The organism is Pseudomonas sp. PGPR N4 (genome assembly GCF_059693665.1).
On record NZ_JCAUKV010000006.1, the window covers coordinates 306,655 to 321,184 of the forward strand.

Consider the following 14,530-nt stretch of genomic DNA (forward strand, 5'->3'; position numbering starts at 1 on the left):
AAGCGGCAAATCAAAAAATTGACGCCAACGAAAATGTCAATTGGCCACTATCTGGGATAGAATTCGCGCCGCGCAGACATGCGGCCCCGCTGGCCGTAGTCGCCTGACTTACTGCCTAGAGCCATGCATGGATGCGCGCCGTTTGCTCCCCCGTTTTTCAAGGACAGAACCGTGGCTCCCGTTATCTTCCGCAAGACCCTGCTGACCCTGGCCATCACCGCCAGCGCCCTCCCCGCCTTTGCCGTGCCGCTCGCCAACCAGGTGGTCAACCTGACCAACGCCGGCTTCAAGAGCGAGCACCAGACTCACTACGGCAATCTCGAATTCACTGGCAGCTACACCGGCGGCAGCGATGAAGACGCCATTGAACTGAACGGCTCGACGATTACCGGCGACCTGATCCTCAACAGCACCATCGACAGCAGCGGCGACTTTGCCGGCGGCGTGGACATGGACAGCTGGGAAGATGGCCTGAGCTGGGCACGCAACGACATCGCCGGCGACGTCATCAACAAAGGCAGCATCAGCGCCACCGGCGGCGGCGCCAACGCGCTGATGATCGATCCAGCGCGGATCGGCGGCAACCTGATCAACCAGGGTTTGCTGTCGGCCATCGGCGAGCCACTGACAGACGGCGGCGGCACCGATGTCGCTCGCGCGCTGGACTTCTCCGGCACCTCGCTGATCGAAGGCGACCTGATCAACGCCGACAGCGGCCGTATCGTGGCCAGCGGCGAAAGCGCCCGCGGGATCAACCTCGAAGGCGGCACCATCAATGGCAAGGTGATCAACTACGGCAGCATCGTCGTCAGCGGCGAAGGCGCCACTGCCATCGACGCCACCACCAGCAACCGCGGCGACATGGTCGACCTGGCCGGCATCGAAAACCACGGCACCATCATCGCCACCGGCAACGACGCCAACGGCATCATGCTCGACGGCGCCAGCCTGAGCACCGCCGATGGCGTACACCTGCTCAACACCGGCACCATCATTGCCGAAGACGCGGCAATCACCATCGGCAACGTCGACTTCGACGGCCCGGGCCTGCAACCTCAGTACCAGTTGCACGGTGATCTGAACATCTTCAACAGCGGCACCATCATCTCTCAGGATGAAGCGATCGATGCCTCCGAAGCCAACCGCCCGGTCGAGTTGATCCTGCGCAAAGGCAGCGTGATCGTCGGCAACCTGATCGACCTGTCGAACATCGAAGTCGAGGCCGACACCTCCTTCACGGGCACCGACAGCTCCGCTGACGGCTCCAACATTCGCCTCAAGGACAACGGCTGGATCGACGTTGGTTCGGTTTCGGGCGGCAACTCGGCGACCCTGGCGCTGCAGTCGGCGCACACCACCATCGACGGCAACCTGTATGTTGCTGGCAACTCGGCACTGGGCCTGACCCTGGGCGCCGACACCAACCCTGCTCGCGCCGTCGTCAGCGTCAGCGGCACCGCTGAATTCGGCGAAGGTGCGCAACTGAAACTGACTGCACGCGGTAATGACTTCAGCGCCAACGGCAGCCGTTTCAAGCTGATAGAGGCCGGCGAGCTGCAAGGTGCTCCGCTGGTCACCAGCACCTCGGCACTGCTCGATGTCGACACCAGCGCTGTCGAAGGCAACACAGTCGTGGCGGTGGTCACCACCAAGAATCAGCAAGGCATCGACCACGTACTGGATCTGAATGGCGGCACCATCAACCACAAACGCGCGCTCGGCGCCCTGGCCAAGGACGGCGTCCTCGCCAAGCTTGCCGCCAATGACCCCCTGCTGCGTGCTGCGGTCAACGCCGACAGCAAGCAGCTGGCCAAGATTGCCGAACAGCTGACCCCGGAAACCAACGGCGGAGCTACCCAGGCAGCGACCACCAGCCAAAGCCTGGTCAACGGCGTGACCACCAGCCGCACCAGCGGCCTGCGCGGCGCTTCGTCGGGCGACGCGCTCCAGCAGACCGGCGTGTGGATTCAGTCGCTGTACAGCGATGCGACCCAAGGCCAGCGCGACGGCATTGCCGGCTACAACGCCTACAGCCGCGGCATCGCGGTAGGTGCTGATGGCAAGCTCAACGACCAGCTGACCCTAGGCCTGGCGTACAGCTTCATCAATACCGACGTCAACGGCAAAAGCGGCAACCAGACCGAAGTCGACAGCCACGCATTCACCCTGTACGGCGGCTTTGAGCAGGGTAACTACTTCGTTGACGCCAGCCTGACTTACGGCTTCAACGACAACGAAGGCAAGCGCGACATCGCCGGCACCCGCGCCAAGGCTGACTACGACAGCGACCTGCTGGGCCTGAATCTGGTTGGAGGTTATACCTACCGGATCAACCCACAGTTGCTGATCGAGCCGCGCCTGGCGGCGCGTTACAGCCGAGTGGAAATCGATGGTTACCGTGAGAAAGGTTCTTCTGCTGCGCTGAAGATCGAAGATCAGCGTTATGAAGCGATCGAGCTGGGGGCTGGGGTTCGGGTTGCCGGAAGCCTTGGCCTGGGCGCCGGGACGCTGGAACCGCAGTTCAAGTTGATGGGCTATCACGACTTCGCGGCCGACCAGGCCAGCAGTACGTCCACCTTCCTGCTGGGCAATACGCCGTTCGTGACGCACGGAGCTGATGCGGTACGCAACAGTTACGAAGCGGGCGTGGGGGCTGATTACAAGTTGGGCGCTGTGACGGTGGGTCTGAATTATGACTACATCGGCAAGTCCGGATTTGATGCCGATGTGTTCTCGGCCAAGGTACGGTATGACTTCTGAGTTGACCTTGTGAGGGGTTGATTGGTTGTTGTTCTGGAAGAGGCTGGCGTCGATTGACGCTGGCCTTTTTTTGTTCATGGCCTTGGGATGGTCGGGGCCGCTGCGCGACCGTTTCCGACCATCCGGCAAGGCCGCCCCAACAGTCAGCGCAACGTGACTGGGGCCATATCACTTGGCCTGATAAATAATCCCGGGACTGCACTGGACCATCTGATAATGATCAGGCAACCCATTGAGCGCCTCCGAAGCCCCCAGGAACAAATACCCCCCAGGCTTCAACGTGGCATGGATGCGCAGCAAGATGTCGCGTTTCACCTGCGCCGAGAAATAGATCAACACGTTCCGGCAGAACACCACATCGAACTTGCCCAGGCTCGCATAGCTGTCGAGCAGGTTGAACGAACGAAACTCGACCCGACTGCGGATCGGCGCCTTGATCGCCCAGCGCCCCGGCGCCTTCACATCGAAGTAGCGCTGCAGACGCTCCTGCGACAAGCCACGGGCGATCGACAGACTGTCGTACTCGCCACTTTTGCAGTTGGTCAGCATGGTCCCCGACAAATCGGTCGCGACAATCTGCGCGCCCATTTTCAGTTGGCCAAGATTGCCCCGCTCGAACTCGTCGATCGACATCGACAGGGAATAAGGCTCCTGCCCCGACGAACAGGCCGCCGACCAGATGCGCAGGCGCTGCCCCGGATTGCCCTTGATGAACTCCGGGATGACCTTGTTCTTCAACACCTCGAACGGATAGGTATCGCGAAACCACAACGTCTCGTTGGTGGTCATCGCATCGACTACCTGCTCGCGCAGACCGCTGCGCGGCTGGGTCTGGATACGCTGCACCAGCTCACCAAGCGACTTGATCCCCTGCTGCTCCATCATCTTGTTCAAACGGCTGGAGACCAGGTACTGCTTATTTTCGCCCAGCAGGATGCCACAGGCTTTTTCCAGGAAGACCCGGAACTGTTCGAAATCCAAATTACCCGTAGACAATGCAACCGCCTCTTTTCAATCGCTGAGGCCGGGGCGTACCCCGACCGGTTTAATGCGTAGCCTTGATCCGGTCAACGACCCGCTGAGCCAGATCGTCCGGCCGGAACTTGGCCAGGAAATCATCGGCCCCGACCTTCTTGACCATGGCCTGGTTGAACACCCCAGACAATGAAGTATGCAGGACGATGTGCAATTGTTGCATGCGCGGATCACTACGAATTGCCGCAGTCAGGGTATAGCCGTCCATTTCCGGCATCTCGATGTCGGAAATCATCATCAGGAATTCCTCTTCCGGACGCTTGCCGTCATCGACCAGCTTGTGCAGGTAATCCAGCGCCTGACGGCCATCATTCAGGGCGATCACCTCGACCCCGACCGTCTGCAGGCAACGGCTGACCTGTTTGCGCGCTACCGACGAGTCATCCACCGTCAACACGCGCAGCGACACCGCCTTGCTGTGCACCTCTTGGTCGACCACACCGACAGACACCGACTCGGACGATGGCGCAACTTCTGCCAGCACCTTCTCCACGTCGATGATCTCGACCATGCGGTTGTCGACCCGGGTCACTGCCGTCAGATAATGGTCGCGGCCAGTACCCTTGGGTGGCGGATGAATCTCCTCCCAGTTCATGTTGACGATGCGCTCGACCGAATGCACCAAAAAGCCCTGCGTCTTGGTGTTGTACTCGGTGATGATCACGAAACTGTTGCGGATGTCTTCCTGCAGGCCGGGCAAGCCGGTTGCCATCGACAGATCAAGAATCGGAATGGTCGCACCGCGAATATTGGCTACGCCGCGCACCACCGGGTGCGACTTGGGCAACACGGTCAATGCCGGGCACTGCAGCACCTCACGGACCTTGAACACGTTGATCCCGTACAACTGAGCGCCATTGAGGCGAAACAGCAAAAGTTCCAGACGATTCTGCCCAACCAGCTGCGTGCGCTGGTTGACCGAATCCATAACACCAGCCATGCCAGACTCCTTAACGTTTCTGCCTTCTTATTAAAGTCGGCACGGGCTTTGCTTTTTTGAGCGTCATGTACATGAAAACGACATTTTCCCGACGATTGACCCGCTTGCTAGCCTCTAGCCTGGCTGCGCTGTGCCTGCTGGCACCTGCCGCTCGGGCGCTGGCCGACGCGGTAACCTTGCCTGAACAGCTTATCGGTGTCACCCAAGGGTTTCTTGAATTCACCGTCGAAGATTATCTGGCCACCAGCCAGACCGCCGGACGTTACGAAATCCAGATCAACAACCTGGACCCGCGCCTGCGCATGCCATTGTGCAGCCAGCCGCTGGATGCGTCGCTGGAAAGCCCGGCGCAGCCGCTCGGACGTGTGACGGTACGCGTGCGCTGTGACAGCGCGGCGCCGTGGACGGTGTTTGTACCGGCCCAGGTCAGGCTGTTTCGCGAAGTGGTGGTCATGGCCCGCCCGCTCAAGCGCGAAAGCGTGGTGAGCGAGGACGACGTGACTCTGCGCGAGCGCGACGTCGGCACCCTCAGCCAGGGGTTTCTCGGCAGTCTGGACCAGGCTGTGGGCATGAAACTGATGCGACCGGTGGTGCTCGACCAGGTGCTGACCCCGCAGCACCTTGAACAGGCAGAGCTGATCCGAAAGGGCGATCAAGTGGTGATCGTGGCCCGCAGCGGCACCCTCAGCGTACGCATGCCCGGCGAAGCACTGAGCAAGGGCGGCTTCAGCGAACAGATCAGAGTGCGCAACCTCAACTCCAAGCGGGTGGTCAAGGCGCGGGTGACCGGCCCCGGCCAGGTCGAAGTAGCGATGTAACAGTGCTGGCGGTAAGGAACCGCATTACCTAAACTGTGTCAGAAATCGGGTAGCGAAAGCTTGCTGACAGGCAGCTTCGTATTCGTGCCTAAAGTTTTCTTCGGGTTGGCCGAAAACAAGGCAAGCGTCTTAATACCCAGAGGTTTCTGATCATGGTCATCGACTTCAGTCGTTTGAACAATTCGCCGTCAGTCGGCGGCGTACGCGGTGGCACCGCGGCCGGCAGCACCGAAAAAAGCGGTGAAGCCAGCGAAACACCAGCGCGCTCCAGCGTCAGCGGAGAAGCGGTACATTTCAGCCAAGAGGCTCAGCAGTTGCAGAAGATCAGCGACAAGCTGCGCGACCAGCCGGTAGTCAACAGCGCCCGCGTGGCTGAGTTGAAACAAGCGATCGCCGACGGCAGCTACCAGGTCGATGCCAGCCGGGTCGCCAGTAAACTGCTTGATTTCGAAGCTCAGCGCTAAGCCTTCGGCGCGCTGACTTCAAGGACGCTACAAGCCAAAGAGCCAGCCATGCACGACACAACCCTGCTGCAACTGATCGAAGACGACATCGCGCCCACCCAGGAACTGCTCGAGCTGCTACAGAACGAGGCAGTCGCCCTGCATGGCCGTGAAATCGAGGTGCTCGAGACCATTCTCGCCCGTAAGCAGTCTTTGATCGTGCTGCTCGAGCAGCAGGGCCAGCGCCGCAATCACCTGCTCACCAGCCTCGGGCTCACGGCGGATCGCGCCGGTGTGCAGGCAGTCGCCGACCTCTCGCCCAACGGCGAGCTGATCATGCAGCAGCTCGGCGTGCTGACCCAGTTGATGGATACCTGCCAACAGGTCAACGAGACCAACGGGCGGATCATCCAGGTCCAGCAAAACGCCACATCCAATCAAATCCGCATCCTCATGGGCGGCGACTCTCCGTCGCTGTATGACAGCCGTGGCGCAACCTCGCCAATGGTCAAACCGCGGGCGCTCAGCCAAGTGTGATTTTTCTGACATTGCACGGTACTACTGGCAAAATGCCGTTAATTGCGTGTGTCGTTTTTGCCTGGAGATTTATAACCCGTGTTCAATGAATCCGATGCTCCCCAGCCGCCAAAGGTGCTCAATACCCCTTTGGAAATTGTCGCCAACTTGCGTCAACTGCTGGATAGCCACGATCCGCTGATCATCACCTTCCACGAGCGTAGCCAGCGGTTCCAGAGCTATGTAGTGGATGTTGACCGTGACAGCAACAGCGTGGCACTGGATGAAATGATCCCGCGCGACGGGGAAAAATTCATAGAGAACGGCGAACCGTTCCGCGTTGAAGGCTTCCATGACGGCGTGCGTATCGCCTGGGAATGCAACTCGCCATTGACCATCACCGAGGTCGATGGCCACCGCAGCTACCGCGGCCCCCTACCGGAAGAAGTTGTCTACCACCAGCGCCGCAACGCGTTCCGCGCTGCGCTGAAACTATCCCAGTTGGTCGATGTGACGCTTGATGGTACCCATATCAAGGGCAATGGCGCACTGCGCGGCAAGCTGCTGGACATCTCCGCCACCGGCTGCAAGATGCGTTTTGAAGGCGACGTAGAAGAGCGTCTGCAATTGGGCCAGGTTTACGAGCGATTCAAGGCGGGCAACCCGTTGGGGCTGGTGGACGTGATGGTCGAGCTGCGTCATCTGCACTTCGAAGAACGCATCAATACCACCTTCGCTGGCGTGCGCTTCCACAACCTGAGTGGCCAGGCGCAGCGCAAGATCGAAAGTTTTGTCTACCAGCTGCAGCGTGAAGCGCGGCGATTCGATAAAGACGATTACTGAGATTCCGGGCCCGCTATGCGGGCCCAGCCCTTACAGCTCGGAAGGCCTGCCCTCAGGACCGACCTGATCCTCCTCGGTATCCTCCGCCGCCACTGGCGTCTGCATCACATCCTGCACTGTCTGCTCATCCACCCGCGGGTCGAGCGCCGCCGACAATGGCGAGCCAGCAGCCGGCATCGCGACGTGTCCTAGCGGCGCATCCTCCACCTGGTGCAAACCGGTAACCGCCTTCGGTCGAATCCGCCACACCAGCACCAGCGCGAAGAACAGGAAGAATGCATAGAGCATCTGCGGCCCGAGCAGCTTCATCAGCACGCCTGCCGCCAACGGCCCGATACAGGCGCCCACGCCGTAGGTAACCAGCAACATCGCGGTCAACGACACCCGCCGCTCGCTCTCGACATGGTCATTGGAAAAAGCCACCGCCAGCGGATACAGGCAGAACTGCAACAACGAGATGACAAAGCCGACCGCAAACAGCACTTCCAACGGCACACTGGGCAGGATCGCCAGCGGCAACGCCGCCAGCGCCAGGCCGCCCGCCGCGCTGCGGATCAGCACTGCGCGATCATAACGGTCGGACAACCAGCCCAACGGCCACTGCACCAACAACCCGGCAAAGATGCAGCAACCCATGAACAAACCGATCTGCTCTGTGCTCAGGCCTTGATTGGAGGCGTACAGCGGCGCCAAACCATAGAACGAGCCGACGATCAGCCCCGCGCCAAGCACGGTACTCAGCGACTGCGGCACACGCTTGATGAAGAACTTCGGCTCCATCGGTGCCGGATGCAACGGCGCCGGGTGAATGCGCCGGGTCATCGCCACGGGGACCAGGCACAGGGCGAAGCACATGGCGACCAGCATCAGCAGCTCAGGGCCAAGTTCAGGGTGCACAACCAGAATCAACTGACCCAGCACCAGGCCGAGATACGAAGCGATCATGTAGCCGCTGAATACGGCACCGCGCTGTTTGGCATCGGCCTGCTCATTGAGCCAGCTCTCGATGACCATGTACTGACACATCATGCCCAGACCGACGATGACCCGCAGCCCAACCCACACCGGCAACAGGTCGGTCAGGCCATGGCCCAGCACCGCCGCGCCGACGATACCAGCGCAGGTCGCGTAGGCGCGGATATGCCCAACCCGGGCAATCAGCCGGTGGCCGATCTTGCCGCCCAGCGCCAGACCAAAGTAGTTGGCCGCCATCAAGGCACCCACCCACAGGCTGTCGACGTTTTCAGCCGCCAGGCGCAGCGCCAGGTAGGTACTGAGCAGACCGGAGCCGATCAGCATCATCAGCGCAGCAAAGTACAGTGAACGAAAAGACTTCCAGATCTGGCGCATGCGTCCCTGAGGGGCTCCCGATTCAGGTGGAGGGTATGCTGGCAAGCATAAGGGCAAACAGGCCGGGCTGCAGGCCGTAGTCAGCAAAAAGGTCTAGCTTCGATGAGTGGGTCACGGCAGAGTTCCTGTACACCCTCGCACATCGTCCATCTCATTCACGCAAGGTCATGCCATTGGCTGGCAGCGGCAACGCCGTTTTGTACCGCACTTGCTTGAGGGCGAAGCTGGAGCGGATGTTGGCTACCCCCGGCAAGCGGGTCAGGTAGTCGAGAAACCGCTCGAGCGCCTGAATACTCGGCAACAACACCCTGAGTAGGTAATCCGGGTCGCCGGTCATCAGGTAACACTCCATCACCTCGGGCCGCTCGGCGATCTCTTCCTCGAAGCGATGCAGCGACTGCTCGACCTGCTTTTCCAGGCTGACATGGATGAACACATTGACGTCCAGCCCCAGCACCTCAGGCGACAGCAAGGTCACTTGCTGGCGAATCACGCCCAGCTCCTCCATCGCCTTGACCCGGTTGAAGCACGGCGTCGGTGACAGGTTGACCGAGCGGGCCAGCTCGGCGTTGGTGATGCGGGCGTTTTCCTGCAGGCTGTTGAGAATGCCGATATCGGTGCGATCGAGTTTGCGCATGAGACAAAATCACCAGTTTTTTGTGTTTATGCGGAATGTTTATCTGGGCGCGAGGGCAAAGGCAATCAACAAGAGAGAAATATTCTCCTGCGCTCCCACTACCATGTAGTCAGCACTGACCTGCTGGTCACGAGCCAGCATTCAGCGGCGACCGCTTCAAAGCTCACAAAAACAATATTCGAGCGAGCGTAAACAGCATGAACGAGTACGCCCCCCTGCGTTTGCATGTGCCCGAGCCTACCGGCCGGCCAGGCTGCCAGACTGATTTCTCCTACCTGCGTCTGAACGATGCAGGCCAGGTTCGCAAGCCCCCTATCGATGTCGAGCCTGCCGAAACCGCAGACCTGTCCAACAGCCTGGTGCGCGTGCTCGATGAGCACGGCAACGCCGTTGGCCCATGGGCTGCGGACATCGACCCGCAGATCCTGCGTCAGGGTATGCGCGCCATGCTCAAGACGCGTATCTTCGACAGCCGCATGGTGGTTGCCCAGCGCCAGAAGAAGATGTCTTTCTACATGCAAAGCCTTGGCGAAGAGGCCATTGGCAGCGCTCAGGCGTTGGCCCTGAACCGCAGCGACATGTGCTTCCCGACCTACCGCCAGCAAAGCATCCTGATGGCCCGCGACGTGTCGCTGGTCGACATGATATGCCAACTGCTGTCCAACGAGCGCGATCCGCTCAAGGGCCGTCAGTTGCCGATCATGTACTCGGTGCGCGAAGCCGGCTTCTTCACCATCAGCGGCAACCTCGCCACCCAGTTCGTCCAGGCCGTCGGCTGGGCGATGGCCTCGGCGATCAAGGGCGATACCAAGATCGCCTCGGCCTGGATCGGCGACGGCGCTACCGCCGAGTCGGACTTCCACACTGCCCTGACCTTTGCCCATGTCTACCGCGCGCCGGTGATTCTCAACGTGGTCAACAACCAGTGGGCGATCTCGACCTTCCAGGCAATCGCCGGCGGTGAGTCGACCACCTTTGCCGGCCGTGGCGTTGGCTGCGGTATCGCCTCGCTGCGCGTCGACGGCAACGACTTCGTTGCGGTGTATGCCGCCTCGCGCTGGGCCGCTGAACGCGCCCGCCATGGCCTTGGGCCAACCCTGATCGAATGGGTCACCTACCGCGCCGGCCCGCACTCGACCTCGGACGACCCTTCCAAGTACCGCCCTGCCGATGACTGGAGCCACTTCCCGCTGGGCGACCCGATCGCCCGCCTCAAGCAGCACATGATTCACATCGGCCAGTGGTCTGAAGAAGAGCATCAGGCAGTAACTGCCGAGTTCGAAGCCGAAGTGATCAAGGCACAGAAGCAAGCCGAGCAGTACGGCACCATGAGCAATGGCCAGATCCCCAGTGCCGCCTCGATGTTCGAGGACGTGTACAAGGAAATGCCTGAGCACCTGCGCCGTCAGCGCCAAGAGCTGGGGGTCTGAACATGAATGATCACAACAACAGCATCGACCTGGAAACCGCCATGTCCACCACTACCATGACCATGATCCAGGCCTTGCGCTCGGCCATGGATGTGATGCTTGAGCGCGATGACAATGTGGTCATCTATGGCCAGGACGTCGGCTATTTCGGCGGTGTGTTCCGCTGCACTGAAGGTCTGCAGACCAAGTATGGCAAGTCGCGGGTATTCGATGCGCCGATTTCCGAAAGCGGCATCGTCGGTACTGCTGTCGGCATGGGTGCCTATGGCCTGCGCCCGGTGGTGGAAATCCAGTTCGCCGACTACTTCTACCCGGCCTCCGACCAGATCGTCTCGGAGATGGCCCGCTTGCGCTATCGCTCGGCCGGTGAGTTCATTTCGCCGCTGACCCTGCGCATGCCTTGCGGCGGCGGCATCTATGGCGGACAAACCCACAGCCAGAGCCCTGAGGCGATGTTCACCCAGGTCTGCGGGCTGCGCACGGTCATGCCGTCCAACCCGTATGACGCCAAGGGCCTGTTGATTGCCTCGATCGAATGCGACGACCCGGTGATCTTCCTCGAGCCCAAGCGCCTGTACAACGGCCCGTTCGACGGCCACCACGACCGCCCGGTGACGCCATGGGCCAAGCATGCCCAGAGCGCAGTGCCGGACGGCTACTACAAAGTGCCGCTGGACAAGGCTGCGATCGTGCGGCCCGGCAACGACGTGACCGTGCTGACCTACGGCACCACCGTCTATGTCGCGCAAGTGGCTGCCGAAGAGACCGGCGTCGACGCCGAAGTCATCGACCTGCGCAGCCTGTGGCCGCTGGACCTGGACGCGATTGTCGATTCGGTGAAAAAAACCGGCCGCTGCGTGGTCGTACACGAAGCCACACGCACCTGCGGTTTTGGTGCCGAGTTGGTCGCGCTGGTGCAAGAGCATTGCTTCCATCACCTCGAAGCGCCGATCGAGCGCGTCACCGGCTGGGACACGCCCTACCCGCACGCGCAGGAATGGGCGTACTTCCCAGGCCCTTCGCGGGTTGGCGCGGCACTGAAAAAGGTCATGGAGGTCTGAATGGGCACGCACGTCATCAAGATGCCGGACATCGGCGAAGGCATCGCGCAGGTCGAGTTGGTTGAGTGGTTCGTCAAGGTCGGCGATGTAATTGCCGAAGATCAGGTAGTGGCCGATGTCATGACCGACAAGGCCACGGTGGAAATTCCCTCGCCGGTCAGCGGCACGGTAGTAGCCCTCGGCGGCCAGCCGGGTGAAGTCATGGCGGTCGGCAGCGAGCTGATCCGCATCGAAGTCGAAGGCAGTGGCAACCATGTTGATGCACCTGACAGCAAACCGGCTGCAGCAGCTGCGGCGCCTGCCGTCAGCACTGCACAGACTGAAGCGCCAGCGCCAGTAGCTACCCCAGCCAGCGTCACCAGCCAGCCTGCGGCGAGCAAGCCCAGCGCTGAAATCGTGCCGCGGCAGGCCAACGAAAAACCACTGGCCTCCCCTGCCGTGCGCAAGCGCGCGCTGGATGCCGGTATCGAATTACGTTATGTGCACGGCAGTGGCCCGGCCGGGCGTATTCAGCACGAAGACCTCGACAACTTCATGAGCAAACCACAGTCCGCTGCCGGGCAAGCGCCAAGTGGTTATAGCCGGCGCACCGACAGCGAACAGGTGCCGGTTATCGGCCTGCGCCGCAAGATTGCCCAGCGCATGCAGGATGCCAAGCGCCGTGTTGCCCACTTCAGTTACGTTGAAGAAATCGACGTGACCGCGCTGGAGGCCCTGCGCCAACAGCTCAATCGCAAGTACGGCGAAAGCCGCGGCAAACTCACCCTGCTGCCGTTGCTGGTGCGGGCAATGGTCGTCGCCCTGCGCGACTTCCCGCAGATCAACGCCACCTATGACGACGAAGCCCAGGTCATCACCCGCCATGGTGCGGTGCATGTCGGCATTGCCACCCAGGGCGACAACGGCCTGATGGTCCCGGTACTGCGGCACGCTGAGGCCGGCAGCCTGTGGAGCAATGCCAGCGAGATCACCCGCCTGGCCCACGCGGCGCGCAACAACAAGGCCAGCCGCGACGAGCTGTCCGGCTCGACCATCACCTTGACCAGCCTTGGCGCCCTGGGCGGCATTGTCAGCACGCCCGTGGTCAACACCCCGGAGGTAGCGATCGTCGGCGTCAACCGCATGGTCGAACGGCCGGTGGTGGTCGACGGCCAGATCGTCGTGCGCAAGATGATGAACCTGTCCAGCTCGTTCGATCACCGCGTGGTCGATGGCATGGACGCCGCCTTGTTCATCCAGGCCGTGCGCGGCTTGCTTGAGCAACCCGCCTGCCTGTTCGTGGAGTGAGCATGACTCAGACCCTCAACACCACCCTGCTGATCATCGGTGGCGGCCCTGGCGGCTACATCGCAGCGATCCGTGCCGGCCAGCTGGGCATCCCGACCGTATTGATCGAAGGTCAGGCGCTCGGCGGCACCTGCCTGAATGTCGGCTGCATCCCGTCCAAGGCGCTGATCCATGTAGCCGAGCAGTTTCACCAGACCTGCCGACACAGCGAACACGCCGCCCTGGGCATCAGCGTGGCCACACCGCAGCTGGACATCAGTCGCAGCGTGGCCTGGAAAGACGGCATTGTCGATCGTTTGACCAGTGGTGTCGCGGCCTTGCTGAAAAAGCACGGCGTAACCGTGATCCATGGCTGGGCGAAGATCGTCGATGGCAAAAGCGTCGAGGTCGATGGGCAGTTGATCCGTTGTGATCATCTGCTGCTGGCCACCGGCTCCAGCAGCGTCGAACTGCCGATGCTGCCGCTGGGCGGCGCGGTGATCTCGTCCACTGAAGCACTCGCGCCCAAGGCACTGCCCCAGCACCTGGTGGTCGTCGGCGGCGGCTACATCGGCCTGGAGTTGGGTATCGCCTATCGCAAGCTTGGGGTACAGGTCAGCGTGGTCGAAGCGCGTGAGCGGATCTTGCCGACTTACGATGCCGAATTGACTGCACCGGTTGCCGAGTCATTGAAAAAGCTCGGCGTCGCTACATACCTGGGCCACAGCGTCGAAGGCTATGAGGGCGGCTCCTTGCAGGCGCGCACTGCCGACGGCCAACAACTGCTGCTGGAGGCCGATCAGGTGCTGGTCGCCGTTGGTCGCCGGCCACGCACGCAAGGCTTCAATCTGGAAAGCCTGGGGCTGAGTATGAACGGTGCTGCCGTGGCCATTGATGAGCGCTGCCAGACCAGCATGCGCAACGTCTGGGCCATCGGCGATGTGGCGGGTGATCCAATGCTGGCGCACCGCGCCATGGCCCAGGGCGAAATGGTCGCCGAGCTGATCGCCGGCCACGCACGGCGCTTTGCCCCCACCGCGATTGCCGCAGTGTGCTTTACCGATCCAGAGTTGGTGGTGGTTGGGCATACGCCGGAGCAGGCCAGCCAGCAAGGCCTGGATTGCATCGTTGCGCAGTTCCCGTTCGCGGCCAATGGTCGGGCCATGACACTCGAGTCAAAGACCGGTTTCGTGCGCGTGGTAGCGCGGCGCGACAACCATCTGATCGTGGGTTGGCAGGCAGTAGGCGTGGCAGTTTCAGAACTGTCGGCGGCGTTTGCTCAGTCGCTGGAGATGGGCGCGCGGCTGGAGGATATAGCCGGCACCATTCATGCCCACCCGACCCTGGGTGAGGCGGTGCAGGAAGCCGCGTTGCGCGCTTTGGGGCACGCACTGCATATCTAACGGCAGGACCGGCGTGCACCGCGCTCTG

The 14,530-nt window shown here is 61.5% G+C and carries 13 protein-coding genes; 9 read left to right on the top strand and 4 right to left on the bottom strand.

Annotated elements, in window-relative coordinates; translation table 11 throughout:
* The first annotated feature begins 171 nt into the window (after window positions 1-171).
* On the top strand, window positions 172-2,760 hold the full coding sequence (locus tag AC58X1_RS21520; RefSeq protein ID WP_497429437.1) for an autotransporter family protein: 2,589 nt from the start codon (window positions 172-174) through the stop codon (window positions 2,758-2,760).
* 168 nt (window positions 2,761-2,928) lie between these two features.
* Here AC58X1_RS21520 and cheR read toward each other — a convergent pair whose 3' ends face one another.
* Both cheR and AC58X1_RS21530 read right to left on the bottom strand, forming a co-directional pair.
* Window positions 2,929-3,756: a protein-glutamate O-methyltransferase CheR gene (gene cheR, locus AC58X1_RS21525; RefSeq protein WP_101317760.1), complete on the bottom strand. Its 828-nt coding sequence runs from the start codon at window positions 3,754-3,756 to the stop codon at window positions 2,929-2,931.
* Window positions 3,757-3,805: 49 nt separating this feature from the next.
* Window positions 3,806-4,735, bottom strand: coding sequence for a chemotaxis protein CheV (locus AC58X1_RS21530; RefSeq protein WP_101317758.1), 930 nt, complete (start codon window positions 4,733-4,735; stop codon window positions 3,806-3,808).
* A gap of 65 nt (window positions 4,736-4,800) precedes the next feature.
* Here AC58X1_RS21530 and flgA point away from each other — a divergent pair, with 65 nt between their 5' ends.
* The 4 genes from flgA (at window position 4,801) to AC58X1_RS21550 (ending at window position 7,355) form a co-directional block, all read left to right on the top strand.
* A complete protein-coding gene (gene flgA, locus AC58X1_RS21535; RefSeq protein ID WP_101317756.1) occupies window positions 4,801-5,553 on the top strand; it encodes a flagellar basal body P-ring formation chaperone FlgA in 753 nt (250 codons plus the stop codon).
* A 152-nt stretch (window positions 5,554-5,705) separates the two neighbouring features.
* On the top strand, window positions 5,706-6,017 hold the full coding sequence (gene flgM, locus AC58X1_RS21540) for a flagellar biosynthesis anti-sigma factor FlgM (protein ID WP_150569794.1): 312 nt from the start codon (window positions 5,706-5,708) through the stop codon (window positions 6,015-6,017).
* A 48-nt stretch (window positions 6,018-6,065) separates the two neighbouring features.
* Window positions 6,066-6,533, top strand: a complete 468-nt coding sequence (locus AC58X1_RS21545; RefSeq protein WP_101317752.1) for a flagella synthesis protein FlgN — start codon at window positions 6,066-6,068, stop codon at window positions 6,531-6,533.
* A 78-nt stretch (window positions 6,534-6,611) separates the two neighbouring features.
* Window positions 6,612-7,355 (top strand): flagellar brake protein, encoded by a 744-nt coding sequence (locus AC58X1_RS21550; RefSeq protein WP_101317750.1) that lies wholly within the window; start codon window positions 6,612-6,614, stop codon window positions 7,353-7,355.
* Window positions 7,356-7,385: 30 nt separating this feature from the next.
* On the opposite strand, the gene AC58X1_RS21555 is transcribed toward AC58X1_RS21550, so the two are convergent.
* Both AC58X1_RS21555 and bkdR read right to left on the bottom strand, forming a co-directional pair.
* The gene (locus AC58X1_RS21555; RefSeq protein ID WP_101317748.1) at window positions 7,386-8,705 is read right to left on the bottom strand and encodes an MFS transporter; all 1,320 of its coding nucleotides are present in this window, start codon (window positions 8,703-8,705) and stop codon (window positions 7,386-7,388) included.
* Between the two features lie 151 nt (window positions 8,706-8,856).
* Complete coding sequence (gene bkdR, locus AC58X1_RS21560; protein WP_054891915.1) at window positions 8,857-9,342, bottom strand: Bkd operon transcriptional regulator BkdR; 486 nt, start codon at window positions 9,340-9,342, stop codon at window positions 8,857-8,859.
* Between the two features lie 197 nt (window positions 9,343-9,539).
* On the opposite strand from bkdR, the gene AC58X1_RS21565 reads away from it, so the two are divergent.
* From AC58X1_RS21565 to lpdA, 4 genes are read left to right on the top strand one after another with little or no spacing between them, the layout of a single operon-like run.
* Window positions 9,540-10,772, top strand: a complete 1,233-nt coding sequence (locus AC58X1_RS21565) for a 3-methyl-2-oxobutanoate dehydrogenase (2-methylpropanoyl-transferring) subunit alpha (RefSeq protein WP_101317746.1) — start codon at window positions 9,540-9,542, stop codon at window positions 10,770-10,772.
* 2 nt (window positions 10,773-10,774) lie between these two features.
* The gene (locus AC58X1_RS21570) at window positions 10,775-11,833 is read left to right on the top strand and encodes an alpha-ketoacid dehydrogenase subunit beta (RefSeq protein ID WP_101317744.1); all 1,059 of its coding nucleotides are present in this window, start codon (window positions 10,775-10,777) and stop codon (window positions 11,831-11,833) included.
* Window positions 11,834-13,120 (top strand): dihydrolipoamide acetyltransferase family protein, encoded by a 1,287-nt coding sequence (locus AC58X1_RS21575; RefSeq protein ID WP_150572186.1) that lies wholly within the window; start codon window positions 11,834-11,836, stop codon window positions 13,118-13,120.
* A gap of 2 nt (window positions 13,121-13,122) precedes the next feature.
* On the top strand, window positions 13,123-14,502 hold the full coding sequence (gene lpdA, locus AC58X1_RS21580) for a dihydrolipoyl dehydrogenase (protein WP_497429438.1): 1,380 nt from the start codon (window positions 13,123-13,125) through the stop codon (window positions 14,500-14,502).
* Window positions 14,503-14,530: the final 28 nt, after the last annotated feature.